Raw genomic sequence first — 25,717 nt, forward strand, 5'->3', positions numbered from 1 at the left:
TGGCTCCCTGAACTGGACTCGAACCAGTGACCTAATGATTAACAGTCATTTGCTCTACCAACTGAGCTATCAGGGAATTACTAATTTTTAACTCGCTACAAACCAGATCCAAATAGGAAATGGCGGAGGAGGAGAGATTCGAACTCTCGGAAGACTATTAATCTTCGCCGGTTTTCAAGACCGGTGCATTCAACCGCTCTGCCACCCCTCCGTTGCGAGCGAGGTGTATATTACGGATTCTGAATTTCTGTGCAACTCTTTTTTTAACTTTTTTTAACTTTTTCCGTCACATAGGCCTGATCCGCCGCTGCACGGATCCAAACATTGGAAAACCAATAATAGTGTCGTCCTGTTTTATCTGGCATCGTACAGTTAATACGACCGCGTCCAATAGGGAAGGCGTCGTTCGCAGTTACTGTTAGCGTTGTCTCATTCTGCCACGCTAAGGCAGCTCTGCCCTGCCCTGATACGTAACACGACAATTCTTGTAGGCGATAATGCCCTTCTTTAAAATTTAACGTCATTGAAACAGGCTCATTACCTGCAAAATCGCCGCCATCTTGATAAGACACCAAAGGCATCGGCTGCGCATTCAGCTTTGTTTTCAACGTCGATAACTTGGCATAGTTCCCAGCGGCAGGAAAACGAGGCAAGTTAGTAAAGTCCGAATGGCCACTGACTACTCCTGATTGCTGACCGAAAGCGATCATGCCCAGCTCCGCCATTTGTTCTCGAATCTGCTGATTCGATTCACCATACGGATACGCCAGCATTTTTGGCGATTGCCCAAGTTTTTCGACCAGCAACTGTTCAACAGTATTAACCTCATCTGTCATACGCTGCTGCCACTGCTCTGTCGTTTCGCCTTCTTCTAAGCGCAACATGTAAGGGTGACTCACGGTATGATTGGCAAACATCCCCCCAGACTGCTGCATCTCTTGCATCTGTTGCCACGTTAAGAAGTTACGGTGGCGCTGTTCAATCGGACCTGTATTAATAAAGACAGTAAAGGGAAAGCCATGTTCTTTTAGGATAGGAAAGCCATTTTGATAAATATTGCGATACGCATCATCAAACGTAATCGCTACCGCTTTCTCTGGTAACGCTACGCCTTCCTTTATATCTGCCAGCGCTTGCGCCAAGTCCAGCACTTGAAAACCTGCGTCTTTCAAGTAATCCATGTGCTCACGAAACTCAGCTGGTGAAACAGAGGTTGAACGAGGCGTCGAGGCGTCAACATGGTGATACTGAAGGATTGGCAAATAATCCTGAGACAGCGCCGCCCCACTACAGAGCACAACCGCACCGGCAACCAACGATTTTTTAAACGTCATAGCGAACCTTAACAAGTATTTCTTTACTTATATTGTACGCGATTCAACCAATCACGAACAGCAACCTCCCTTTGTCCCACTAGCAGACTACACTTATTAAAAAAGAAGGGAGGAGATGATCATGCTATCGCACCGCTTCAAATCACAACTGGATGAGCAACTAAAAGAACTCTCGCTAAACGGTCTATATAAATCAGAACACGCATTGTTGGGCGCACAGTCCTCACACGTCACAACTCATCAACATGAGTGCTTAATAAATTTGTGCGCAAACAATTACCTAGGCTTAGCCAATGATCCGGACGTCATTGCCGAGGCACATAACGCTTTAAACACATTTGGCTATGGTATGGCCTCAGTGCGCTTTATATGCGGCACTCAAGCAATCCATCAACAACTTGAAAGTCAGATCAGTCATTTTTTGGAGATGGAAGACACAATTCTCTATTCCTCGTGCTTTGATGCAAATACAGGTTTATTTGAAACATTACTCAGTAAAAATGATGTCATTATTAGCGACAGCCTTAACCACGCTAGCATCATAGATGGTATCCGTTTAAGCAAAGCGACCTGTCTACGCTACAAAAACAACGATATGAATGCTTTAGAACAATGCCTTGAACAGGCCATCAGCCATCAAGATGCCACTATTCTCATTGTGACAGATGGCGTGTTCTCTATGGATGGAACCATCGCCAACCTAGCCGCCATCTGCGATTTAGCGGAACACTATGGCGCATTGGTAATGGTCGATGACTCACATGCCGTGGGTATTCTAGGCGCCAATGGAAAAGGCTCAGTTGAACACTGTCATGTTATGGGTCGTGTCGACATTATTAGCGGTACTCTCGGTAAAGCGCTAGGAGGTGCTTCAGGAGGCTATATAAGTGCATCATCGTCTATAGTTAAATGGCTACGCCAACGCTCTCGTCCTTACCTTTTTTCAAACAGCCTTGCGCCGATGATTGCGGCAACCAGCTTAAGCATACTCAAACGCTTACAAAACCAATCCGAGCGACGCAATCAGCTCAGAAAAAATGCTCAATTATTTCGAAGCCAAATGACAGCACTTGGGTTTGATCTTATTGCAGGAGAGCATCCGATTATTCCCATTATGGTTCATGATGCTCAACTCGCCCAAAAAATGGCGGCTGCATTATTGGAGGAAGGAATCTTAGTCGTTAGTTTTTCCTATCCTGTTGTCCCCATAGGGCAAGCCCGCATTCGCACACAAATGTCCGCGACTCTGAGTCAAAACGACCTTGATAAGGCCACCAAAGCCTTCCATAAAGTCGCCCAGCAGTTGAATATGTTGTAAGGAAGGCACTTTGAAAACTCTCACAAAACAGTACGCAAAAAAAGGTATTTGGCTTACTACTACTGAACGGCCTCATTACGATCAAAATGAAGTACTCATCAAAATTCATAAAACCGCGATCTGCGGTACAGACATTCACATATTTAATTGGGACGATTGGGCGCAAAAAACCATCCCCATAGGAATGTCTGTTGGTCATGAGTTCGTGGGAACCATTGCTGCCATAGGCTCTGCGGTCACAGGTCTAAGTATTGGTGATCGCGTATCAGGAGAAGGCCATATCACTTGTGGACAATGCCGTAACTGCCGCGCAGGTAAACGCCACTTATGCAATAGCAGCCAGGGGGTGGGGGTTAATCGACCAGGCGCATTCGCAGAATACTTAAGCATCCCCGAGGCCAATGTCTTTAAGCTGCCGGAGCATATCAGTGATGATATCGCCGCTATTTTAGATCCACTTGGTAACGCAACTCATACCGCATTGACCTTTGACCTTACTGGGGAAGATGTACTCATCACAGGCGCGGGACCTATTGGCTCCATAGCCGCCGCGATTGCCAAGCACATTGGCGCACGCAACATCGTTGTCAGTGACATTAACGATTTCCGTCTAGAGCTCGCGCAAAAACTCGGCGCCACACGTGTCGTCAACGTGCAACGTGAATCCCTAACAGACGTGATGACAGAATTAAAGTTAACAGAAGGCTTCTCTGTGGGATTAGAGATGTCAGGCAACGGCAGTGCCTTGGTCACCATGCTGCAGCATATGGCTCACGGAGGCAACATTGCTCTACTTGGTATTCCTGAGCAACACACTCAAATTGACTGGCACCAAGTGATCTTTAAAGGGCTTACTATTAAAGGCATTTATGGACGCAAGATTTACGACACATGGTACAAAATGACAGCCATGCTTCAATCCGGTCTAAACATTGCCCCTATAATTACTCATCATTTTACATTAGAAGAGTATCAAAAAGGCTTCGATGCAATGCTTTCCGGTCAATCTGGAAAAGTGATCATTGATTGGCAAATGTCGGTTTAATGTGGATTCTTTGTAAGGCAGTTGCACACTCTTTAAGCTCAGAGTAGCGTAGCATATTGTAATAGAACTTTTTGCTGAAATGAGCCTCACATGCTAGAAATTGGAACTAATACTCACCCAAGCCCTCACAACGATGCGCGCTATATATTAATTGCTAAACAGAAAGTGTTAACGCTCGATAAGCACTTTCTGTTCAGCCTTTCAGACTTTCATCCAAGCTCTGACATGCGCAGCGTCTTCATCGGCCAATATGAAGGTATCGATATCTTTGTTTGTCGTTTTCCTCACCCTCCAAAAGGGTTTACCGAAAATGGCCTACGAGACATGCTCTTTGACAGCAACGAGCAAGAGTTTGATTTACTCAGTCGTGCTCACCAACTTGCCACATGGGATGCTGATCATCAATTCTGTGGGCGTTGCGGCACACCTTTAATAAAGAAACATGAGAAAGAACACGCTAAGCTGTGTCAGCAATGTAATATTCGCCATTACCCTAGAATCTCACCTTGTATTATTGTATCGGTACGCAAAGGTAATGAGCTGCTGCTGGCACGCTCCTTCGTGATGCCAGAAGGCCGCTACAGCAATATCGCGGGATTTGTTGAAGCGGGGGAAAACCTTGAACAGGCCGTACAGCGCGAAATCTTTGAGGAAGTCGGTATCAAAGTCAAAAACATTCGATACCAAGGCAGCCAGCCGTGGTCTTTCCCCCATCAACTTATGGTCGGCTTTTTTGCCGAATACGAATCTGGTGAAATCACTCCGGCGCCAGATGAAATCGCAGAAGCGGGGTGGTGGCGCTACGATGATTTACCTAACACCCCTAACCCAACCAGTATTTCAGGTCAATTAATCTTGACCCATGCGGATATCATAGCCAATGAGTCAGCTTAGCTGACGCATTCTTTCATTAAAAGCAGCCTTCGGGCTTATGACAGGTAATACTCTGAATGAAACTTTTTAATTGCCAACAATGCTCGCAAACGCTTTTATTTGAAAATAACTTATGTGAAAACTGCCAATCAGAACTTGGCTTTTTACCTGAGCTGATGACATTAAGCGCTCTTACCCCTTTAGAAAGTGGCTTTAACGCTTTAGCAGATGATTCCAACAGTGTCTGGTATTACTGCCAGAACAAACAACACAATGTCTGTAATTGGATGGTTAAAGAGCAAGGTGAACTCTGCGAAGCCTGTGACCTAAACCGCCATATCCCCAATTTACAGAATTACGAGCAACAGCAAGCATGGCAGGAGCTAGAATCCGCTAAGCATCGCCTAGTGTATTCTTTATTACGCTTAAACTTACCGGTTGTCAGCAAAAAAGACGCTCCTGAAGAAGGCCTATCCTTTGATTTTATTTCAGAGGAAAACGTTGTACCCGACGGAGCGCAAACGACAACAGGGCACGCGCTAGGTCAAGTAACAATCAATGCCGCCGAAGCTGACAGTGCTGATCGTGAACAAATGCGTAAGGATATGAATGAGCCCTATCGGACATTAATCGGCCATTTACGCCATGAAGTGGGACATTACTATTGGGACCACCTGATTGCAGAAAATGCTCCGATCTTAACAAACTGTCGCCAGATGTTTGGTGATGAGCGAGCAGACTACGGTGAAGCCCTAGAAAAACACTATGAAACACCTGTAGCGAATTGGCAGGAGAACTTTGTCAGCAGCTATGCATCTTCACATCCATGGGAAGACTGGGCGGAAACTTGGGCGCACTATTTTCATATACTGGATACGCTTGAAACGGCCTACGAATTTGGTATTCAAATTCAACCAGTGCATGGCACACACCCATCCCTAGTCACTCAGATTACGCTCGACCCTTATCAGCATCAGAACTTTGATGAGCTTCTCAATCAATATTTGCCACTGACGTTTGCGGCTAATAACCTCAACCGCAGCATGGGACAGCCGGATCTGTACCCATTTGTCATAGTGCCTAAAGTACGCGAAAAACTTGGTTTTATTCACCAGCTGTTAATTCAGAATCAAGCCAACGCACTTAATGACACGCCAGATAAGTAACAGTTTCTTAACTACAGTCCAAAAAAATGCCGCATTTGATGCGGCATTTTTAATGCTCAAATAAAGTTATCAGTCTGTAATAACTTTATAACATGGTACGTAAGCAGTACCTGGAAGCTTCATTCGTTGCTGTTTCACAAACGCTTCTAATAACGCATCCAGCTTCTTCATCAGCCCTTTATCACCGTGAATTTCAAATGGGCCATGCTCTTTAATGCTCGCAACGCCTTGTGGTTTGACGTTACCTGCAACAATCGCTGAGAACGCTCGACGTAAGTCAGCCGCCAACAAGTGTGTTTCTTGCCCAAAGAACAAGTTTAACCCCGCTACGTTTTCATGGTTCGGCTCAAAGGTACGCTGAAACTCATCAGGAATGTGTAGTTTCCAGTTATAGTAGAACGCATCTTGATGCGCTTTACGGTACAAGCGAACTTCTTCCATACCCGCTTTCATTATGCGCGCCACTTCAACGCCATCATCAATGACTATTTGGTACAACGATTGGGCCTTCTCACCCAACACCGCCCCAATAAACTCGTTAATCTGTTCAAAGTACGCAGCACTTTCTTTTGGCCCAGTCAGTACCAACGGAAATGGAATGCCTTCATTTTTCGGGTGTAGCAAGATGCCAAGAATATACAGAATTTCTTCCGCCGTACCTGCACCACCAGGAAACACCACGATACCGTGTCCAGTACGCACAAAGGCTTCTAAACGTTTTTCAATATCTGGCATGATCACCAGTTGATTAACGATCGGGTTAGGCGATTCCGCCGCAATAATACCGGGTTCGGTTAAACCTAGGTAAACTCCATTTTTAATGCGTTGTTTTGCATGAGCAATGGCCGCCCCTTTCATAGGACCTTTCATTGCACCAGGACCACAACCAGTACAAATATTCAATTCACGTAGGCCCAATTCATGGCCAACATATTTGGTGTAATCGTATTCGTGTCGAGCAATCGAATGCCCGCCCCAACACACCACCATATCTGGGTCCTGAATACGACGGAATACATTAGCATTACGCAGCAATTCAAATACGACGTTGGTGATTTTGTCAGACGACGCATCGTTTAAGCCGCGCGCCACATTGTATTCATGGTAAGTAAAAATGATGTCTCGTAACACACTAAACAGCATTTCACGTACGCTGCTAATCATTTTCCCATCAACAAAAGCGCTGCTCGGAGCATTGGTCAACTCCAGTTTTACACCACGCTCTTGCTGAATAATACGGACTTCAAAGTCTTTGAAAATAGACATCACTTCCGCAGGATCGTCAGAATCACTACCGCAATTCAAAATAGCCAGTGCGCAACGACGAAACAACTCATGCAAATCACCGCTGTCTTCCGACATACGAGCAATTTCTTCCTGGGATAACATTTCCAATGCGCCTTTGGGGGATACCAGCGCGTCAACGCGATCTTCATACAGCATGATCGCCCTCCTTATCTATGTGCTTGTCTTATAACTATATTGATCTTAGAAAATAAAAAAGCAAGTGAATTTCTTCGGTTGATTTGTAAACCCAACAAACATAAAAAAAGCCGCTAATGCGGCTTTCTTCATCGTTATATCTGATTTAGTACATTTTCAGCGGCACTTATTCCAAATACCCCAGGCTCTTCAAGCCATAGCTGCTGGATAATGCCATTCTCTACTAACATAGCATAGCGGCGACTGCGTAAGCCCATTTTAGCCTTCGCAACATCCACTTCTAACCCTAACGCGGTGGTAAACTCCGCTAAGTTATCTGAGGCCATAACAATGCGGTCTGCACCATGAGCTTTACCCCATGCATCCATCACGAAGACATCATTGACGGATAAACACACGACATCGTCCACTCTACGCTCTTTAAAGGCTGCGTAATGCTCGACAAAGCCGGGCAGATGCTTCGCACTACAGGTTGGCGTAAACGCCCCCGGCACAGCAAACATTATGACTTTTTTGTCCGTAAAGAATGTCTCTACATCAATCTCTTGAGGACCGCTTTCAGACATCACCAAGAAATTGCCGTAAGGCAAAACATCTCCAATTTGTACACTCATGACTGTGTCCCTATCCGGTATTTTCACCGCATCATAGCGCGAATAATTTCCAACAGCGATCTTTATGCCGTTTTAAATTGTCCGACTAAGGTTCTCTGATTCTGAGCCAACTCATTCATATGTTGACAGTTATTCTGCCCAGCCAACGCCTCTTCCATAGCCCCTTCAGAGCTGTTTGAGATCTCGTGAATACTACGATTAATCTCTTGAGCAACATGTGACTGCTGCTCCGCCGACGTGGCAATTTGCATACTTAAATCACGAATTTCGACAATAAAGCCACGTAATTCAGACAATGAGCTCCCCACACCTTGCGCCTCAACCATGCTATCTCGAGCATGTTGGCAGCTTTGATCCATGGTATTAACCGTTGCTTTCACACCACCTTGCAACTCGGCAATGACCCGCTGAATCTCTTCTGTGGAAGTATGGGTACGGTTAGCCAGTGTTCGTACTTCGTCAGCCACCACAGCAAAACCTCGACCTTGCTCGCCCGCACGAGCCGCCTCAATGGCCGCATTCAAAGCCAACAGGTTAGTTTGCTCAGCGATATCTTGGATCACCTCTAAAATCGTGCCGATGTTCTGGGAATATTGCTCTACTTTTAATACCACCTGAGACGAAGACTCTAACTGGCGCACTAGCTGCTCTACCTGAGAAATATTGGTTGTCATACGCTGTAAACTCGCGTCCGCGCTATTGTCGACCTGCTGTACTTTTTCTAAAGACACTTCCGCATGATGCGCCACCTCACGCACGGTCGCTGACATTTCATCCATAGCGGTAGCAACAGACGTGGTTTTATCATTCTGCTCTTTCATGATCAATTGAGTATGGGAGGTTGACTGAAAAACCGTATCAGCAGAAGTCACTACTTGATCGGAGGCCTGATCAATTTGCTTAATAACACTGCTGAGCTTTTCCACCAAACTGTTGACCCAATAAGACAGCTGGCCAAACTCGTCTTTACTCGTCACCGCAACTCGCTGACTTAAATCACCATTGGCAATTTGGTCCAGTACCTTCAAAATTTTCGCCAATGGCTTACGAATACTAATACTGACCCAATAGGCAATGATGACCGCAATCACCACAGAAATCGCCACGACTAGATATGATATTTGTTTGGCATTACTAGACGCCGCAAAGGCATTCTCTTTCGCTTGTTCGCGTAATTGACCGACCAATGCTGTAAGTTGCACTTGCTCCCCTTGCATCGACTGCAACGAACTCAGCAGTAACGCAGCGGCTTTTTCGGCGGCGACTTGTAGTTGGTTATATTCGTAAAACTCATTCACAACCCCCTCATCTGACTCAAAGGCTTGGCGGATAACATTAATATTATCCGTGATCATCTCATCCCCCAATTTGCCGATGACCTTGTCGACAGGGGCAAACGCTTTCCCCATCTCGTTACGTATATCTTCTAACGCCGCGACGCTGGTTGAATCAAAGTAATCACCGATCAACAAGCGCAGACTTTCCATTTGTGTTTTAACAAGCCCTGCGGCAAACGCTTGCTCTTCACTTTCTGGGTAACCAGCAAGCGACTCTAAGTCTTCCACGACGTAACTCAGCTCATCCTTAAGATCGAGTTTTTTGTCCGCCATGGCACGCTCAAGCTGAACCATTCGATTATGGTCAGCAATAGCCGCATCCGCTATAGAGAAAAATTTTGTAGAAAGTTGTTCGATTTCAGACACCGTGGCCAACACATCAGGAAAATTGGAAACCTGTTGTTTGAGTGATTCAGCTTCTGTTTGAAAATTCTTTTTGCCCGCTTGATATTGGCTCTGAGCACTCTCTAACATTGTGTCCGAAGAGGCAATTAAGTATTGCAACGCGGCACTACTGGTTTGCGCTAAGGTCGCGCTGACTTGTGTACTGCTGTCAGAAATGGAAGCGATTTCACCTGTGACTGTCTCAATCTTGTTTTGCACCGAATTCAAGCCACCTACTCCTGACCATGCCACAATAAATAGCAACAGTAGGAGCACTACAAACCCAAGCAGCACTCGCTGCACCACTGATAACGACATTGACGCCTCCCATTCCACTCTAAATAACGTGTTTCGTGCAGGTCAAATAAAGCAACTTTTTATTAAATGACCTTTTAATAAAAATACTGCCTGTTATTTGAACAAGGTGCAAGCCCTGTTCCAACTTTACGTAAGACAAATACTGCAGTGCATGACTAAAGAAATTAGAAATCTGGAGCGTTTTATGCATAAGACTTATTAATAACGGGCAATGAAATGCTCACTCGCTTGACCTAAGAAACGACAGAGTGAAGGGAATGTGTGGTTTGTAAGGCAAAACACTAGGCCAAGTGAATTTAATAGTTAAAACTTATGTATTGACTGAAATTTATCCTAAATTTCGTCTGTACAGCCAGAGTAAAAAGCGTACAATTCGCTTTCTTTTTAAACCATCTGGCTGTCCGGCCGATAGACTGATTAACTGAACATAAACTGGCTTGTTGCGATGGAATTTGTTGCACATCCGAAAGACTTACCCTTAGATATAAAAATTATCGAGGATCAGTTTTTTCCTACTGTTGGTACTGATCGGCTTGGCTTCGTAGGCATTACCTATTTGGCGCCATATGCCTATCATGCAGGCACTTCTGTGCGTATCACTCTGCAAGAAATAGACCCTCACTTCTGTGTGACGGGGCGAATTGTCTGGTGTGACAAAGAGCAAGACGAATATCGTATTGCGATTGAGTTCCCCAACAATGATGATTGTTATTGTGTTCGTATGATTGAGCAACTCTCGCAGATAGAACACTATCGTCGACAAGCTAAGCATCAAGGCCGACGCTTAAACTATAACGAAGCCGCCGCTGAATGGATCCAACAGTTCGCCGCCAGTTTCCCAGCATTTACCCTTTAAAGTACCCAATGACAAATCCCCTATCTCAAGCTGATATCGATATCATCACTCAGCAGCTAGGTCGCGCTCCAAGCGGCATTCGTAAAGTTGCTCACTATTCACCAAACGGCGTACCGCAAGTTCTAGAAATGGAAACTTGGGTATTTGATCAACCATTCCCGACTCTATTTTGGTTGTCCAGCAGCGCCATTGATAAGGCGCTTGCACGCATCGAAAGCCAAGGTGTCGTAAAAGAATTAGAACAGCGCATTAGAGATGATGAAGCACTTCGCGCGGCGTACCATAAATCACATGAAGATTACGTTAGCCGTCGTTGGCAAGCGATGAGCGATGAGCATAAGCGTATCATTGAAGAAAAAGGCTTTACCCATTTATTTGAAACACTAGGGATTGGTGGCATTAAAAACTGGGATCAGATTCGCTGCTTACACATGCAATATGCGCATCACTTAGCAGGTGACAACATCATCGGGAAAATTCTCGATGAAGAATACGGTATTCGCGAGATAGCGGACGCCGAAGGGAAGTAACTACCTAACCCTCCATAGGTCAGCAATGAAACGGGCCTATGGAGGGTTAGCTTAGCTTAGCTTTGCAAAAAAGCTTTCAGCTCTTCGGCAGTCGACACCTTCGCTAAACCTTCTCGTACTTTGTTAAACGCATTTGCTGCAACCGCAGGTCGTTGAGCATAAGTGGTTAATGCACCACCTGTCCAACCTGCCATTTTTAGAATTTCCTTCTTAAAGTTGTTGCCAGCAACACCATGCCCAGCCAACGCCATCAAGTCATCTTCAATATCTAGGTAGCTCAAACGATCTCCACCAAATTTCATAAAGTCATCTTGATGTACTTCTGCGTATTGTTTAGCCATCAATACAATCCCTCAAAAAATAACCAATAATAAAGTCATAAGTTAGCCAGAATCTGCAATAACCTCAAGCAGGTAAGCGTTTAAAAACGTAACTCTGCGTATCCATAATGGCTTGCTAGCTTAATATTCTTAACATACTGTAATATGACCGTTGGTTACCATCATTATTTAATAAAGGACTAAGCTTGGAGCTGTTTTCTGACTTTTCTATCTGGGTTGTACTTGGGCTTTTTGCTGCCGCTTTCCTTGCTGGTCTAATCGACGCCCTCGCGGGTGGTGGTGGTTTAATCACGGTTCCCGTCCTTATTGCTGCAGGAGCATCACCTGTTGAAGCCCTCGCAACAAACAAATTACAAGGCTGCGCTGGCACGTTATCGGCTTCCTATCATTTTGTCCGCACCAAACAAGTCTCACTGTCGTCTATGCGCATTCCGATCTTAATGACCGCGCTCGGTAGTTTTAGTGGCACTCTATTAGTTTCTTATATCGACAGCGGTATTTTGATCAAAATGATTCCTGCCATTCTCATTGGGGTAGCGATCTTTTTTTACTTGCTGCCCACATTACAACCTCTAGTCGCGAAGCTTGTTCGCATCAATATGACTCAGTTCGCCTTTCTCGCTGGCTTCTCAATTGGTTTTTATGATGGCTTGATTGGGCCGGGGACTGGCGCTTTCTTTTCCACTGCATTCATCTGCTTAATGGGGTTTTCTATTATTTCAGCCACTGCCCATACCAAAATCTTAAATGCCACCAGCAACATTGCCTCCCTCATCTTATTTAGCTTTACTGGCAATGTACTTTGGGGCATCGGAATTGTTATGGGAATTGGGCAATGGTTTGGCGCTCAAATTGGCTCGCGGCTCGTCATCAGCCGAGGCCAACAGTTAATCAGGCCACTAGTGATCGTAATGTGTATCGCTTTATCTATAAAGCTACTGACATCAAGCTAATGCTTCATCTGGCGCGTAGGATTGGCATTCACTGATTAGCCAACTAAGTACTTGTTGGATCGACTCTCGCTCGCGAAACTCATTTGGGCAGGCAAACAAGTACACATGACCATTATCGTAGATCTCATCAAATGGTTTTAGTAAACGCCCTTCGCGAATATCATCCATAACCAATGGCGTTCTTCCTAACGCAACGCCTTGTCCTGACAGTGCAGCTTGAACGGCAAGGTCGCCCCGATTAAAACTCATCGCACGACTGGGCCTTACACCCTTCACATTCGCTTTGGCTAACCAAGCTTCCCATTCCGCATACGGACTGAAAAAACGCCACTCTGAATCATCATTAATCAGCGGCACCCTCACTAAGTCACTTGGCTCATGTAATTGATTCTGTTTTGCAAAGGCAGGACTGCATACAGGGAAAACCTTGTCCCTCAACAAAGGCGCTGTATAAGCACTGCCAGTATGTAAATGACTATGGATAATCGCTGCATCAATGCGATCTCGGGTGAAATTCACCTCTCGATCATTCGCTTGAATTCGCAACTGCAAGCCTGGATGCCGCTCTTGCAGACGACCTAAACGCGGCATCAGCCAACGTGTTGCCAACGATGGCATAACAGATAGCGTAATAATATTGGAGTCACGTTCTTCACGTAACTCTTCGATAAGCGCGTCTAGGTCAGAAAAGACATGGCGCAAATGCAGCGCCAATCTTGCTCCCATAGATGTCAACTCTAAACTGCGATGATAGCGGACAAATAAAGCAAAGCCTAAGCGCTGCTCCAACTGCCGCATTTGCTGACTTACAGCTCCTTGAGTTAAAAAAAGCTCTTGCGCAGCCTTAGTAAAACTTAAGTGCTTAGCCGCGACGACGAAAGTATGTAAAAAAGGAAGAGATGCTTTATTCATGAGTCACACTTGCATTAGTAAGGCTAATCCAAAAGCGCAGTTTATATCGTTTGTCGCCCAACAATCAACGCGTAGAATAGGCTCCATGTTTTGGTAGTACTGCTTCCTAAACACGGCGTCTTGAGCAATCAGATGCTTCCCTAGTACATGTCCCCACAGCCATGTATTAGCGTGATGTTGGTGAGCGCCACATCACTGCAACTGCTAGTTACATTTAATCGGACCTCGGTCCGATTTTTTTTGCCTTGAATTACCTAAAACCGCGATCTAGTTATTTTTTAGGCAAAAAAAACGGCGACCCGAAGGTCGCCGAACTAACACACATGCTTAAAGGTGTCCGATCTATTACGCTGCTGCAGTCTCTACTGCATTGCTATCAGCCAGAGCCATTTGCGCTAATTTTTCCATTAGTCGCACTACTTGGCAGCTGTAGCCGTATTCGTTGTCGTACCAAACATACAATGTCGCTTGGTTACCGCGTACTTTTGTAGATAGAGAATCCAAAATACCGGCTTGTTCGCTGCCGATGAAGTCAGAACTTACCGCATCTGCTTCAGTGCTGAAGCCAATTTGGCCTGTCAATGCTGCACTTGCAGACGCCTTTTGAAGCAGTTCATTGATTTCTTCAACCGTTGTTTGAGCTTTTAAGTTCAAGCTCAATACTGCTATCGAGACATTGATCACAGGAACGCGGATTGCACTACCACTTAGCTTACCTTCTAGAGAAGGAATCGCTTTGGAAACAGCCTTTGCAGCACCTGTTTCAGTCATTACCATGTTTGTTGCCGCAGCACGGCCACGACGATCACCTTTATGAACATTATCAATTAGGTTTTGGTCATTCGTGTAAGCGTGAACCGTTTCAACGTGCCCAGACTCGATGCCGAATTGCTCTTCTAGTACAGACAGGATCGGGGTGATCGCATTGGTTGTACAAGATGCCGCAGAAAGGATTTGATCGCTTGATTCAATATCAGAATCGTTAACACCGTATACGATGTTTTTCATTTGCTTGCCAGGCGCCGTCAATACAACACGATCAATACCCGGACGATTAAGATGAACACTCAGTCCATCGTGATCACGCCAGCGACCTGTGTTATCAACCAATAACGCGTTATTGATGCCATGTTTCGTGTAATCAATTTCACTTGGATCAGAGGAATAAATAACTTTAACTGGCTGGCCGTTGATGATCAGTTGCTCGTTCTCAGCATCTGCTTTAACAACACCTTCGTACGTACCGTGAACTGAATCAAATTTCAGTAGGCTAGCACGTTTCGCAAGATCTCGATCACCCGCCTTACGAACAACGATAGCAGCCAAGTGCATGCCAGGTGTTGTGTGACCAAGCGTACACATACGACGTGTTAACAAACGTCCAATACGACCAAAACCATAAAGCACGACAGGTGTTGTTGCACCCGCTTGCGCAAAGCTTGTCAACGATGCAAGATCAGCATCTGCTAGCGCTTCTTCAAGTTCAACTGTTGCATTTGATGTCTTCTTTGCAATCAACTGCTCTAACACTTGATACACACGCGCTAGGTCTACACCAGGATACTGGTCAAATAACGCCACTAAACCTGTTACAGAATCAGACATCAATGTTTGCCCAGCTAGCTGAACTTTCACTGACTGCTCGCGACCTAACTTGCCCAAAAGTGGAATCATTGATTCAACTTTGGCTACCGTTTCTAACCAAGTGTTTGCCATTTAACTGCCCCCGAGAAAAACAAACGTTTCATAACTATTTGGGCGCAGTTTACCGACACAATCACCTAAAAACAAATTGTAACCCGGCAACAAAAAACCAGCAAAATCAGGGGTTACAGGCATTTTTTTATGAAAGCAACGTAACTAATTAAGGCTTGTTATAAAATAACAACATTTGCATTAAGCGCTGTTTTTATATCGGCATTTTCTAATAAATTTACGTAATTTCACTACAGAAAATGAGGGAAAATTTCTTTATTTTTTTTATAAATATCGTTTTCTTTCGGCCAATACACCCAAGAATACAAAGCAGACAAGAATGACAGACGGTCTAAACATGGGTGCAAGGTGAGTCAACAACCAATAGACAAGAGGTTGCCCCCATAACGTCAGTAAACCGTAGCCAAAGGTACACATCAGTACAAATGCCGTGATACGCGCCAAAAACATCCAATTCGACACAGCACGCTTAAGCGTTCGGTTCACATGGTCACCAAAGATAACCAGCATCGTCGCCACCAATGCTAGTGAGATATCATGTAAATGAGGAGACAGTTTACGCGCAATATCTAAATTAAAGCTGAGTAATAAGTCCATTTAGATCACTGATTTCGTTTAAGTAAGGCTTCCACATCAATACGACCAGAAGATGACTTACGCTTCGGTATGCGATCCACATAACTGACGGATACATCAAAGGTCGTATTGTGCAATTCAATTTCAGTTCCATCCCGCAATATCCATCGGGCGCGGCCATAACCATCACGAATAAAGCCAACCGTAGGTGGGCCATATTTTCGCTCTAGTACACTGCCTAATTTTGACCTAAGCTCAGGGTCCTCTACGACACCTGACATTGTTGCACGCTCTACATACTCATAATGGTTGTAGACCACAGTCAGCTCTTTAATGCCTAAAATCCCAGTCGCTCCTAAGCTATAGCTGGCTATACCTTCTCGATAGGATGGATACGGCTCCAGACCCATTTTAGATAAATGCGCCTCAAACTCTGCTTTAGACAAGTTATTAAAACCGATCCCAAACAGCTCAGCTCCCTTTGAATAGCTTGGCGCAGCAGGCTGCACTTCTTCCACAACCTCGGCTGAGTCGGCTTGAGCCAAGTCTTCTGCAACACTCGCAAAAGAACCTAGCATAGCAAAAGCGATGCAAACCCTTTTAAAGCCCAAATTATTTAAGTACATGAAAATCTCAATGTTCGTAATGTTAACCAATAAGTCAGGAAGCGATTTTAGTACTTCTCTGTTAAACTAGAGCCTAATTCTACCATTCAATAATGCAAATTCTATTTTCTTGAGGTAACCCATGGCGCTCGTAATCGGCATCACCGGTATATCAGGTAGCGGTAAAAGCCGTCTATGCTCACTGCTAGCAGAAGGCCTAGGAAATAAGTTGACCGTCATTTGTCAGGATAGTTTCTACAAAGGCTGCGGCAACATTGACCCGGATGTCTATAACTTCGATGATCTTAACTCGTTAGACTTAGAGAGCATCACACTCGCTATACACAATTGTAAAAACCAACAGCAACCCAATGAAATTCCCGTTTACGATCATTCGCAACATAAGCGCGTAGGCTATCGTAATTTGGCACCTTCCAAAGTCGTTCTGGTCGAAGGTCACATGATGTTTCAAGACCCAGCCATCCGCGACGCGGTAGATTACCTGTTATTTGTGGATACCGATATGGATATTGCAATCGTACGTCGCTTAAAGCGTGACATCACAGAACGCGCCCGTGATGTTAATGAAGTGACTAGCCGTTACATGCGACATGTTCGTCAAGCATCACTCAAAACCATCGAGATCCGCAACAAAGCAGATTTCATCATCCCTAATAATAATAGCTTTACCAATGCAGCCAATCTGCTACGTCAATATATTGAGAGTTTACTGATAGAAAAAGGAGCCTAATGGCTCCTTTTTTGTCTTACTAAAGAGATTACCTTATTTTTTAATCTCTTCGAAAAATCGCTTCACCCCATTAAACCAGCTTTTTTGCTTAGGAGAGTGATCTAAGTTCTCCCCCATGCTTTCAGCCAATTCTTGCAGCAGCTCTTTTTGTCGATCCGTTAGGTTCACTGGTGTCTCTACCATCACCTTACAAATCAAATCTCCTACTGGACCACCACGCACAGGCTTCACGCCTTTATTACGTAGACGGAATAGCTTGCCAGTCTGGCACTCTTCGGTCACTTTCAATCGCACACGACCATTTAAAGTCGGTACATCAATCTCGCCACCTAGAGCCGCCGTTGCAAAGCTAATCGGCACTTCACAGTATAAATTGGAACCATCACGCTCAAAAATAGAGTGAGGCTTGACCGAGACTTGAACAAACAAGTCACCTGCTGGGCCACCAAAAGTCCCCGCCTCACCTTCACCCGTTAGGCGAATGCGATCACCGGTATCAACCCCTGCAGGGATCTTAACGTTAAGCGTTTTGTACTCTTGTTTACGGCCTTGGCCATGACAAGAGTTACAAGGGTCAGAAATAACCTGTCCTTGCCCATGACACTGAGGACAGGTCTGCTGAACCGAAAAGAAGCCTTGTGACATGCGCACTTGCCCAGCACCATTACAGGTTGGACACGTTGTCGGCTTCGTACCAGGCTTGGCACCAGAACCTTCACATTTCTCACAATCAACCGCAGTTGGAATGCGAATTTTCTCTTCACAGCCCCACACCGCTTGCTCAAGATCAAGCTCTAGCGTGTAGCGTAAATCGGAACCGCGACGAGTACGGCTTTGACCGCCACCACCTCCGCCACCAAAAATATCGCCAAATACATCGCCAAATATATCACTGAAACCGCCTGCACCAGCGCCACCACCAAAGCCGCCCTGACCACCTTGGCCATTGACACCTTCGTGACCAAAACGGTCATACGCTGCACGCTTGTCTTCTGAAGACAATACTTCGTAGGCTTCTGCCAACTCTTTAAATTTATCCAGTGCTTCGGCATTGTCCGGGTTCTTATCCGGATGGTACTTATTCGCCAACGAGCGGTAAGCTTTTTTAATATCTTTCTTATCCGCGTCTCGGCTTACACCAAGCACTTCATAATAGTCACGTTTACTCATTGCAGGTGTTCCTGAATATGTAGTGTGAGTTTAATCCCTAGATACAGCAAAACACGGTAGCGTCCCGTGTTTTGCATAAGTCCCATCGGGACGACGACTTAACTAAGCACAGGGCTTATTTTTTGTCGTCTTTTACTTCTTCAAACTCAGCATCCACTGCGTCATCTTGTTTCGCGCCAGACGCTTGTTCAGCACCTTCAGCTTCAGCAGCATCAGCCTGCTCATATAGTTTTTGAGCCAGAGAGCCAGACGCTTGAGTCAACGCATTCGTTTTCTCTTCGATCTGATCTTTGTCGTTAGACTCTAGCGCAGCTTCAAGATCCGTGATCGCTTTTTCAATCGCTTCTTTCTCTTCTGCTGTCGCTTTGTCGCCTGCGTCAGTCAATGTTTTACGTGTTGCATGAATCATACCGTCTGCAGTGTTACGAGCCTGTACTAGCTCTTCGAACTTACGGTCTTCTTCCGCGTTCGCTTCTGCGTCTTGTACCATTTGTTCAACTTCTTCATCGCTTAGACCAGAAGAGGCTTTGATGACAATCGACTGCTCTTTACCTGTCGCTTTATCTTTTGCAGAGATGCTCAAGATACCATTGGCATCGATATCGAAGCTCACTTCGATCTGAGGCACACCACGTGGCGCAGGTGGAATGTCAGCCAAGTCAAAACGACCTAGAGACTTGTTCTGAGACGCTTGTTTACGCTCACCCTGTAGGGCGTGAATCGTTACAGCGTTTTGGTTGTCTTCCGCCGTTGAGAATACTTGCGACTTCTTAGTTGGGATCGTCGTGTTTTTCTCGATCAATGGTGTCATCACACCACCCATTGTCTCGATACCAAGAGACAGAGGTGTTACGTCTAGAAGAAGAACGTCTTTCACGTCACCCGCTAGTACCGCACCTTGGATCGATGCACCGATAGCAACCGCTTCGTCTGGGTTCACATCTTTACGAGGCGCTTTACCGAAGAACTCTGTTACTTTCGCTTGTACCAATGGCATACGTGTTTGACCACCTACCAAGATAACTTCGTCGATGTCCGCCGCAGTAAGGTCTGCATCTTTAAGCGCTTGGCGACAAGGCTCAATAGAGTTAGCCACTAGCTCTTCAACCAAAGACTCAAGCTTAGAGCGAGTCAATTTAACGTTAAGGTGCTTAGGACCAGACGCATCAGCCGTAATGTACGGTAGGTTTACTTCTGTTTGGCTAGAAGTAGACAGCTCAACTTTCGCTTTCTCACCCGCTTCTTTTAGACGTTGTAGTGCTAAAGGATCGTTGTGTAGATCGATGCCCGTTTCTTTCTTGAACTCAGCAGCCAAGAATTCGATAACGCGCATATCGAAGTCTTCACCACCTAGGAACGTATCACCGTTCGTAGACAATACTTCGAATTGCTTCTCGCCATCTACATCAGCGATTTCGATGATAGAAATATCGAATGTACCACCACCAAGGTCGTATACAGCAATCGTTGAATCGCCTTTTGCTTTGTCTAGACCGTATGCAAGCGCAGCCGCTGTTGGCTCGTTGATAATACGTTTAACATCAAGACCTGCAATTTTACCCGCATCTTTGGTTGCTTGACGCTGAGAGTCGTTAAAGTAAGCAGGAACTGTGATAACCGCTTCTGTTACTTTCTCGCCTAGGAAGTCTTCTGCTGTTTTCTTCATTTTCTTAAGAACTTCAGCTGAAATTTGTGGTGGCGCTTTTTTGTCGCCCTTCACTTCTACCCAAGCATCGCCATTGTCAGCGCTGATGATTTTGTAAGGCACCATAGAGATGTCTTTTTGAACGACTTTGTCGTCAAAGCGACGTCCAATCAAACGCTTAACAGCGAACAAAGTATTCGTTGGGTTTGTTACCGCTTGACGTTTTGCTGATTGACCTACCAGTGTTTCACCGTCTTCTGTGAATGCCACGATAGATGGGGTTGTGCGATCGCCTTCAGCGTTTTCAATAACGCGAGCTTTTTCGCCGTCTAGGACAGCAACACAAGAGTTTGTTGTACCTAAGTCAATACCAATGATTTTGCCCATGGTTTTATCTCCAGTAAAAATTCGTTGTTCGTTTAGATAATTCTGTATTTGGGTGCTGCAATTTGTATTTCAAGCTCTGACTGTCAAAAAAATGACAGTATTTTTAAGCGGCGCTCGAAACTACTACCATTGCAGGGCGCAAAAGGCGTCCGTTCAGGGTGTAACCCTTCTGAACCACATCCATTACAGTATTAGGTTCCATATTCGGATTTGGCACCATTGTCATCGCCTGATGCAATTCAGGGTTGAATGGTTCGCCTTCAGGTGTCACTGCTTTTACTTCAAAGCGTGCCAACGTTTCCATTAGGTCTTTGTACGTTAGCTCAACACCTTCGCGCATTGGATCTTTCTCAGAACCTTCATCTGTCGAAGACAAAGCACGTTCTAAGTTATCCGCTACCGTAATAATCGATTTAGCAAACTTCTCAAGCGCAAACTTATGAGCTTTCTCTACGTCTTGTTCTGCACGACGGCGAGCATTTTGCGCATCGGCTTGAGCACGTAGCGCTGCTTCACGGTAATTAGCCGCTTCTTCTTGCGCTTTAGCTAGTTCATCAGAGGCAGTGTCATCCACCATACCCTCTAACACTTCTTCAGCAATGGCCGCATCTGCTTCATTCAGCAGCTCTTCTTCTTGCTGTGCTTTATTCGTTTGATCACTCATTTTTATCTCCAAATAACAGAAAGTAACCTGTCTGTGATCGATATATGGGGATGCCTTTGAGGCTTTCAACACCTTATCCCTATTAAATGTGCGCATTTTTTTTCTTTTGACTACACTTGTCAAAAAACAAACAAATACTGTATAAAGATACACATAAAGTACTGTATAAATAACCATACCTTTATTTGCTTTATCAGGAGCGGGCCATGCTAACCAGTATTGCTATTTCAAACTTTGCGATTGTGGAATCCCTAGAACTTGAACTGAAATCCGGCATGACAGCCATTTCAGGGGAAACCGGTGCCGGTAAATCCATCATGGTCGACGCCTTATCGTTGTGCCTAGGTGGGCGCACGGATGCAGGCGTGGTTCGCCACGGTGAAAAAAAGGCCGACATTAGCGCAACGTTTGATATTAGCGCCTACCCTGCAGTGCAGAGCTGGCTAGAAGAACGCGACCTAGAAAACGATCACTTGTGTATTTTACGCCGCGTTATTAGCAAAGAAGGTCGCTCCAAAGCCTATATCAATAATCGGCCTTGTACTTTGGCTGATCTAAAAGAAGCCGGTAGCTTTTTGGTCGATATTCATGGACAACACGAACACCAATCCCTAATGAAGCGCAGTGCCCAGCGTCAGCAGCTGGATGAATACGGCCAACTGACTGATTTAACACGCCAAGTTCGTGAGGAATACAATAGCTGGCGTAAACTCAAAGACGAACTGCATGCCAAGCAAAATCGTTCGGCAGAGCTCGACGCCCGCATTCAACTTTTGTCTTATCAAGCAGACGAACTCGCTCAACTAGATTTAAAAGTAGGCGAATTGGAAGAGCTTGAAAATGAGCAAGCCTTCTTATCCAACATTGCGGATGCTCAATTTAAAGCCTACGCGTCAGCGGGTATTTTGCGTGACAGCGATGAAGGCAACGTCTGCTCTTCATTACACAAAGCCATTCAACAAGCGAGCGCCATTCATCCTGCGACAAAAGAGCTTGATAATGCACTGGAAATGATGAGGCAGGCACTGATTCAAGCCGAAGAAGCCGCCACTAGCCTAAGTCATTACCAAGACACACTGGAGCAAGACCCTGGCCGACTCCAAGACGTCGAGCAACGCCTAAGTGATATTTACGACACCGCCCGCAAACACAAAGTACTGCCAGAAGGTTTGATACCACTGCGTGAAACGGTGGACCAAGAACTAGAAGCGTTGTCGGGTGGCGAAGAGAGCCTTGAAGCACTGAAACTTAAAGAAGAAAAGGCGTATCAGCAACTTACCAGTAGCGCCACACTGTTGACAGAAAAACGCACCCAAGCCAAAGAAGAACTGGCCCAACGGGTGGAAGAACAAATTCACGGTTTGGGTATGCCTTACGCTCGCTTTTACATTCATTGCGATCCATTGGATCAAATCAGCGCGCATGGCTATGAAGAAATCGAATACATGATTGCATCAAACCCAGGCCAGCCAGCTCAACCATTGCGCAAAGTTGCCTCAGGTGGTGAGTTGTCTCGTATTAGCTTGGGGATTCAAGTAGTCACTGCGCATACCTCAGTGATTCCGACTTTGGTCTTTGATGAAGTCGATGTCGGCATCAGTGGCGGTACCGCCGAAGTCGTGGGCCGTATGTTGCGCTCTGTGGGTAATCGAGGGCAAGTCTTCTGTGTCACACATTTGGCACAAGTGGCCGCACAAGGCCATCAGCACTTCCGCGTTAGCAAAGAAGTCTTTAATGAGGCTACCGTATCGAAGGTAGAGTCTCTAGCGGAAACAAACCGTACGCAGGAGATCGCACGATTACTAGGCGGAATAGAACTTACCGAGCAAACTCTGGCTCATGCCCAAGAGATGCTCGGCAACGTTCAACTTCAGTAATCTTAGGACTGAAGTTGCTTAGCTCTTCTTTGGACGAACATAAATGATCAAGTTGTGATCTTCGATGTCGTAACCGTGAGCCTCTGCTATTTCGTGTTGACGTTGCTCGATCACTTCGTCTACAAACTCAACCACTTTGCCGGTTTCTAAACAGATCATGTGATCGTGGTGATCGCCTTTCGCTAATTCAAATACCGCTGTGCCAGCCTCAAAGTGATGGCGCGCAACTAAGCCAGCCGTTTCAAATTGTGTTAAAACACGGTATACCGTTGCTAACCCCACATCTTCGCCTTGATCCAATAGTGTGCGGTAAACATCATCCGCACTCATATGATGGTCGCCGGCATTTTCAAGGATTTGTAGGATTTTCACACGTGGAAGTGTTACTTTCAGTCCCGCTTTTTTAAGTTCTTGATTTTCACTGCTCATGAGTCATTCTCTATTTCGATCTCGTTAATAATTACTTTATCATTGACCTAACCAATATAGGATAAGACCAATGAAGAAAACGATTCTCCTACTTTCGACACTTTTTACACTTAGCGCCTGTAGCTTACTGCCTTCACCGTACAAACCACCGGTTGAACAAGGTAACGTCATAAAAACAGAACAAGTGCAGCAACTCCAGCTTGGCATGACACAATCTCAGGTCATGTACGTACTCGGCACACCAATGGTACAGAGCACGTTCAATTCAAACCAGTGGCACTACTTGTTCAGCAGCCTTTACACAGACAACAAAAGTAAGCTGAGCGAAGTAAAACATCTTGTACTGACATTCCAAAACGGCGCCCTACAAGACATTCAGGAAAAATAATTTTCTATTTGTCGGTTTTCGCTGCACGGTTGGCCCGAGCTTGTTTCGGGTCAACCTTTAATTCGCGGTAAATTTCTACACGCTCACCGGCTCGAAGCGCTTGTTCTTCTGGCTTACGCACCGATTTACCAAAGATCCCCAGTTTTGGAGCGGTCAAATCCAGCTCAGGGAAAAACGCATCAATGTTCGACATCCGTACTGCATCCATCACAGTACAGCCTTCTTCCACATCAAGCGCCACTATTTTTTGCTTTTCAGGCAGCGCATAGGCTACCTCAACTCGAATCTTAGCCATACACTACTTTCGCTCGTTCACTAAAGGCTTCAACCATCGCATTGGCGACCTGACCAAAAACACCACCAAAGGCGAATTTGAGCATACCACTCAACTCAAAATCGATACTTAATGCAATCTTACACGTTGTTTCTGACAAAGGCTCAAATGTCCACACACCATGCAGACGTTTAAAAGGCCCTTCGACCAAGCTCATCTCAACACGGCTCGCTTCAGTCAACACATTACGCGTCGTAAAAGACTGTCGTACTGGCCCTTTACCAACCTCCAATGTCGCGACAATTTCACGATCCGTACGGGTAATCGTGCGGGCTCCAATACAGCCTGGAAGAAATACTGGATATTGCTCGAAATCGTTTACTAAGTCATACATTTGTTTTTGACTGTAATTAACATGAGCAAATTTCTGAATATGACTCAAACTAAACTCCTATCCATCCGGCAACCGTAATCAAAACAGCCGCAGGAATACTGACGTATTTCAGCGTAGTGTACCACCAACGAAAATGGCTGGGGTTCTTCGCAATCATTTCGTTTTTCAACATTGGCTCAGGCACGACCCAAGCCACTAAAACAGATAAGGCAATGGCTGCAACGGGCAACATAATTAAAGAGGTTACATTGTCCACCAATTCGAATAAATTCAAGCCGAATGCAATTTTGGCATCCCAGTGGCTAAACGACAGCACTATCGCAATGCCACAAAACCAAATCACCAAACCAATAATAAACGACGCCTTTAAACGCCCCACATAAAAGCGTTCATGCAGCCATGAGACAAACAACTCCATCAACGCAATCGCCGACGTCAGCGCCGCAAGCGCCAACAATGCAAAAAACACCAAGCCAATCACCTGCCCTGCGGGCAACAGATCAAAAATAATAGGCAGCGTAACAAATGGCAAACTCGGACCAGAATCGACATCGATACCAAAGGCAAAGGTAAGCGGGAAAATAATCAACGCCGACAAGATCGATACCAACAAGTCGAGCCCCACCACAATGGTACACGCCTTAGCGATCGACATTCGCTTACTCATGTATGCGCCATAAGAAAACATCGCCCCTAAGCCAACGCCCAGACTAAACAGCGCGTGGCCAATCGCAGACAATGCCACCTCAAAAGTCACCTGATCCCAATCAAAACGCAATAAGAAGCCAATTGCTTCACTGCTTGCGCCCACTACTAGTGCATATCCGGCCAACAACAATAATAAAAAGATCAACGCAGGTAACAACAGCTTCACGACACTGGACAACCCGCGTGTCACCGCCTGCCCAACAACCAATACCACCATCGCCATAAACAGCGTATGCCAGAAGATCATCTCAACGGGCGCTTGCAAGAAGTCTTGAAACAAGGCCTCTGATTGAACTTTGTCTAAGTTTTCTAACGCACCAGTGACAGCACGTCGCGAATAAGCAAACGCCCACCCTGCGATGACACTGTAAAACGTCAAAATCAGCAACCCCGTGACACCCGCCAAATAAGGCACGGCCACCCAATACTTAGGCACGACGTGGCGTTCGGCTAAGTCATTCACCGTATCGACTGGGTTAGATCGCACTGTGCGCCCCAATGCCACTTCGGCCATTAACATCGGCAACCCCACCACAACCAAACACAAGCAGTAGATTAATAGAAAGGCACCACCGCCGTTGGCGCCCAACATGTAGGGAAACTTCCAAATATTACCTAGCCCAATTGCAGAACCTGCGGCGGCAAAAATAAATATCCAAGGGCTAGACCAAATCCCTTGTAAACAGCGACTCTCGGGCATACATTAAGC

At 45.5% G+C, this 25,717-nt stretch carries 26 protein-coding genes and 2 tRNA genes; 10 read left to right on the top strand and 18 right to left on the bottom strand.

The genetic code is table 11. The features are described 5' to 3' along the window. From AYW76_RS15675 to AYW76_RS15685, 3 genes are all read right to left on the bottom strand, one after another. Window positions 1-76, bottom strand: a tRNA-Asn gene (locus AYW76_RS15675). Window positions 77-120: 44 nt separating this feature from the next. Next, a tRNA-Ser gene (locus AYW76_RS15680) sits at window positions 121-211 on the bottom strand. Between the two features lie 52 nt (window positions 212-263). Then, window positions 264-1,334 (bottom strand): polysaccharide deacetylase family protein, encoded by a 1,071-nt coding sequence (locus AYW76_RS15685; RefSeq protein ID WP_082866265.1) that lies wholly within the window; start codon window positions 1,332-1,334, stop codon window positions 264-266. A gap of 121 nt (window positions 1,335-1,455) precedes the next feature. Here AYW76_RS15685 and AYW76_RS15690 point away from each other — a divergent pair, with 121 nt between their 5' ends. The 4 genes from AYW76_RS15690 (at window position 1,456) to AYW76_RS15705 (ending at window position 5,736) form a co-directional block, all read left to right on the top strand. Further along, complete coding sequence (locus AYW76_RS15690) at window positions 1,456-2,652, top strand: glycine C-acetyltransferase (protein WP_067222816.1); 1,197 nt, start codon at window positions 1,456-1,458, stop codon at window positions 2,650-2,652. 10 nt (window positions 2,653-2,662) lie between these two features. Continuing rightward, window positions 2,663-3,697 (top strand): L-threonine 3-dehydrogenase, encoded by a 1,035-nt coding sequence (gene tdh / locus AYW76_RS15695; protein ID WP_067222820.1) that lies wholly within the window; start codon window positions 2,663-2,665, stop codon window positions 3,695-3,697. 90 nt (window positions 3,698-3,787) lie between these two features. Next, window positions 3,788-4,591 carry an NAD(+) diphosphatase gene (gene nudC / locus AYW76_RS15700; RefSeq protein WP_067033540.1) on the top strand — a complete coding sequence of 268 codons (804 nt, stop codon included), beginning with the start codon at window positions 3,788-3,790 and terminating at the stop codon, window positions 4,589-4,591. Window positions 4,592-4,647: 56 nt separating this feature from the next. Continuing rightward, a complete protein-coding gene (locus AYW76_RS15705; RefSeq protein ID WP_067033538.1) occupies window positions 4,648-5,736 on the top strand; it encodes a zinc-binding metallopeptidase family protein in 1,089 nt (362 codons plus the stop codon). A 69-nt stretch (window positions 5,737-5,805) separates the two neighbouring features. On the opposite strand, the gene ppnN is transcribed toward AYW76_RS15705, so the two are convergent. The 3 genes from ppnN to AYW76_RS15720 form a co-directional block, all read right to left on the bottom strand. After that, on the bottom strand, window positions 5,806-7,179 hold the full coding sequence (ppnN, locus tag AYW76_RS15710; RefSeq protein WP_067222823.1) for a nucleotide 5'-monophosphate nucleosidase PpnN: 1,374 nt from the start codon (window positions 7,177-7,179) through the stop codon (window positions 5,806-5,808). Window positions 7,180-7,313: 134 nt separating this feature from the next. Then, window positions 7,314-7,793 (bottom strand): peroxiredoxin, encoded by a 480-nt coding sequence (locus AYW76_RS15715; protein WP_067222827.1) that lies wholly within the window; start codon window positions 7,791-7,793, stop codon window positions 7,314-7,316. 62 nt (window positions 7,794-7,855) lie between these two features. Then, window positions 7,856-9,832: a methyl-accepting chemotaxis protein gene (locus AYW76_RS15720; protein WP_067222830.1), complete on the bottom strand. Its 1,977-nt coding sequence runs from the start codon at window positions 9,830-9,832 to the stop codon at window positions 7,856-7,858. A 445-nt stretch (window positions 9,833-10,277) separates the two neighbouring features. On the opposite strand from AYW76_RS15720, the gene AYW76_RS15725 reads away from it, so the two are divergent. Next, complete coding sequence (locus AYW76_RS15725; RefSeq protein WP_067033530.1) at window positions 10,278-10,688, top strand: PilZ domain-containing protein; 411 nt, start codon at window positions 10,278-10,280, stop codon at window positions 10,686-10,688. Between the two features lie 8 nt (window positions 10,689-10,696). Next, window positions 10,697-11,218 carry a DUF501 domain-containing protein gene (locus AYW76_RS15730; protein ID WP_067033527.1) on the top strand — a complete coding sequence of 174 codons (522 nt, stop codon included), beginning with the start codon at window positions 10,697-10,699 and terminating at the stop codon, window positions 11,216-11,218. Between the two features lie 56 nt (window positions 11,219-11,274). Here the strand turns inward: AYW76_RS15730 and AYW76_RS15735 are convergent, their stop codons facing one another. Next, the gene (locus AYW76_RS15735; protein WP_082866266.1) at window positions 11,275-11,559 is read right to left on the bottom strand and encodes a hypothetical protein; all 285 of its coding nucleotides are present in this window, start codon (window positions 11,557-11,559) and stop codon (window positions 11,275-11,277) included. A 185-nt stretch (window positions 11,560-11,744) separates the two neighbouring features. Between AYW76_RS15735 and AYW76_RS15740 the strand changes: the two genes are divergently transcribed. Continuing rightward, window positions 11,745-12,512 (top strand): TSUP family transporter, encoded by a 768-nt coding sequence (locus AYW76_RS15740; RefSeq protein WP_067222833.1) that lies wholly within the window; start codon window positions 11,745-11,747, stop codon window positions 12,510-12,512. Here the strand turns inward: AYW76_RS15740 and AYW76_RS15745 are convergent. The 4 genes from AYW76_RS15745 to AYW76_RS15760 form a co-directional block, all read right to left on the bottom strand. Beyond that, on the bottom strand, window positions 12,504-13,424 hold the full coding sequence (locus AYW76_RS15745; RefSeq protein WP_067222836.1) for a LysR substrate-binding domain-containing protein: 921 nt from the start codon (window positions 13,422-13,424) through the stop codon (window positions 12,504-12,506). The two genes, AYW76_RS15740 and AYW76_RS15745, sit on opposite strands and share 9 nt — an antisense overlap. A gap of 345 nt (window positions 13,425-13,769) precedes the next feature. After that, the gene (locus AYW76_RS15750) at window positions 13,770-15,140 is read right to left on the bottom strand and encodes a glyceraldehyde-3-phosphate dehydrogenase (RefSeq protein WP_067222840.1); all 1,371 of its coding nucleotides are present in this window, start codon (window positions 15,138-15,140) and stop codon (window positions 13,770-13,772) included. A 264-nt stretch (window positions 15,141-15,404) separates the two neighbouring features. Next, window positions 15,405-15,737 carry a DUF3392 domain-containing protein gene (locus AYW76_RS15755; protein WP_067033518.1) on the bottom strand — a complete coding sequence of 111 codons (333 nt, stop codon included), beginning with the start codon at window positions 15,735-15,737 and terminating at the stop codon, window positions 15,405-15,407. A 5-nt stretch (window positions 15,738-15,742) separates the two neighbouring features. After that, entirely contained in the window at window positions 15,743-16,342 is a 600-nt protein-coding gene (locus AYW76_RS15760) for a uridine kinase (protein WP_156489097.1), read from the bottom strand. Window positions 16,343-16,463: 121 nt separating this feature from the next. Here AYW76_RS15760 and AYW76_RS15765 point away from each other — a divergent pair, with 121 nt between their 5' ends. After that, a complete protein-coding gene (locus AYW76_RS15765; protein WP_067222843.1) occupies window positions 16,464-17,072 on the top strand; it encodes a uridine kinase family protein in 609 nt (202 codons plus the stop codon). Between the two features lie 33 nt (window positions 17,073-17,105). Here the strand turns inward: AYW76_RS15765 and dnaJ are convergent, their stop codons facing one another. The 3 genes from dnaJ to grpE form a co-directional block, all read right to left on the bottom strand. Next, a complete protein-coding gene (dnaJ, locus tag AYW76_RS15770; RefSeq protein WP_067222847.1) occupies window positions 17,106-18,242 on the bottom strand; it encodes a molecular chaperone DnaJ in 1,137 nt (378 codons plus the stop codon). Window positions 18,243-18,357: 115 nt separating this feature from the next. Beyond that, the gene (dnaK, locus tag AYW76_RS15775; RefSeq protein WP_067222850.1) at window positions 18,358-20,274 is read right to left on the bottom strand and encodes a molecular chaperone DnaK; all 1,917 of its coding nucleotides are present in this window, start codon (window positions 20,272-20,274) and stop codon (window positions 18,358-18,360) included. 103 nt (window positions 20,275-20,377) lie between these two features. Next, a complete protein-coding gene (gene grpE, locus AYW76_RS15780) occupies window positions 20,378-20,938 on the bottom strand; it encodes a nucleotide exchange factor GrpE (RefSeq protein WP_067222853.1) in 561 nt (186 codons plus the stop codon). Window positions 20,939-21,144: 206 nt separating this feature from the next. Here grpE and recN point away from each other — a divergent pair, with 206 nt between their 5' ends. Further along, a complete protein-coding gene (gene recN / locus AYW76_RS15785) occupies window positions 21,145-22,815 on the top strand; it encodes a DNA repair protein RecN (RefSeq protein ID WP_067222855.1) in 1,671 nt (556 codons plus the stop codon). Between the two features lie 18 nt (window positions 22,816-22,833). On the opposite strand, the gene fur is transcribed toward recN, so the two are convergent. Next, a complete protein-coding gene (gene fur, locus AYW76_RS15790; RefSeq protein ID WP_067033491.1) occupies window positions 22,834-23,244 on the bottom strand; it encodes a ferric iron uptake transcriptional regulator in 411 nt (136 codons plus the stop codon). A 70-nt stretch (window positions 23,245-23,314) separates the two neighbouring features. Here fur and AYW76_RS15795 point away from each other — a divergent pair, with 70 nt between their 5' ends. Next, window positions 23,315-23,632: an outer membrane protein assembly factor BamE gene (locus tag AYW76_RS15795; protein ID WP_067222858.1), complete on the top strand. Its 318-nt coding sequence runs from the start codon at window positions 23,315-23,317 to the stop codon at window positions 23,630-23,632. 4 nt (window positions 23,633-23,636) lie between these two features. Here AYW76_RS15795 and AYW76_RS15800 read toward each other — a convergent pair whose 3' ends face one another. Genes AYW76_RS15800 through AYW76_RS15810 form a run of 3 tightly spaced genes read right to left on the bottom strand, consistent with a single transcriptional unit; the run spans window position 23,637 to window position 25,708 of the window. Next, on the bottom strand, window positions 23,637-23,927 hold the full coding sequence (locus AYW76_RS15800) for an RnfH family protein (protein ID WP_067033485.1): 291 nt from the start codon (window positions 23,925-23,927) through the stop codon (window positions 23,637-23,639). Then, window positions 23,920-24,348: a type II toxin-antitoxin system RatA family toxin gene (locus AYW76_RS15805; RefSeq protein ID WP_082866267.1), complete on the bottom strand. Its 429-nt coding sequence runs from the start codon at window positions 24,346-24,348 to the stop codon at window positions 23,920-23,922. The genes AYW76_RS15800 and AYW76_RS15805 overlap by 8 nt, the downstream gene beginning before the upstream one ends. A 1-nt stretch (window position 24,349) precedes the next feature. Next, a complete protein-coding gene (locus tag AYW76_RS15810) occupies window positions 24,350-25,708 on the bottom strand; it encodes a sodium-dependent transporter (protein ID WP_067222862.1) in 1,359 nt (452 codons plus the stop codon). Between the last annotated feature and the right edge of the window lie 9 nt (window positions 25,709-25,717).

It is taken from the genome of Marinomonas gallaica, assembly GCF_001639745.1.
Lineage (GTDB): Bacteria > Pseudomonadota > Gammaproteobacteria > Pseudomonadales > Marinomonadaceae > Marinomonas > Marinomonas gallaica.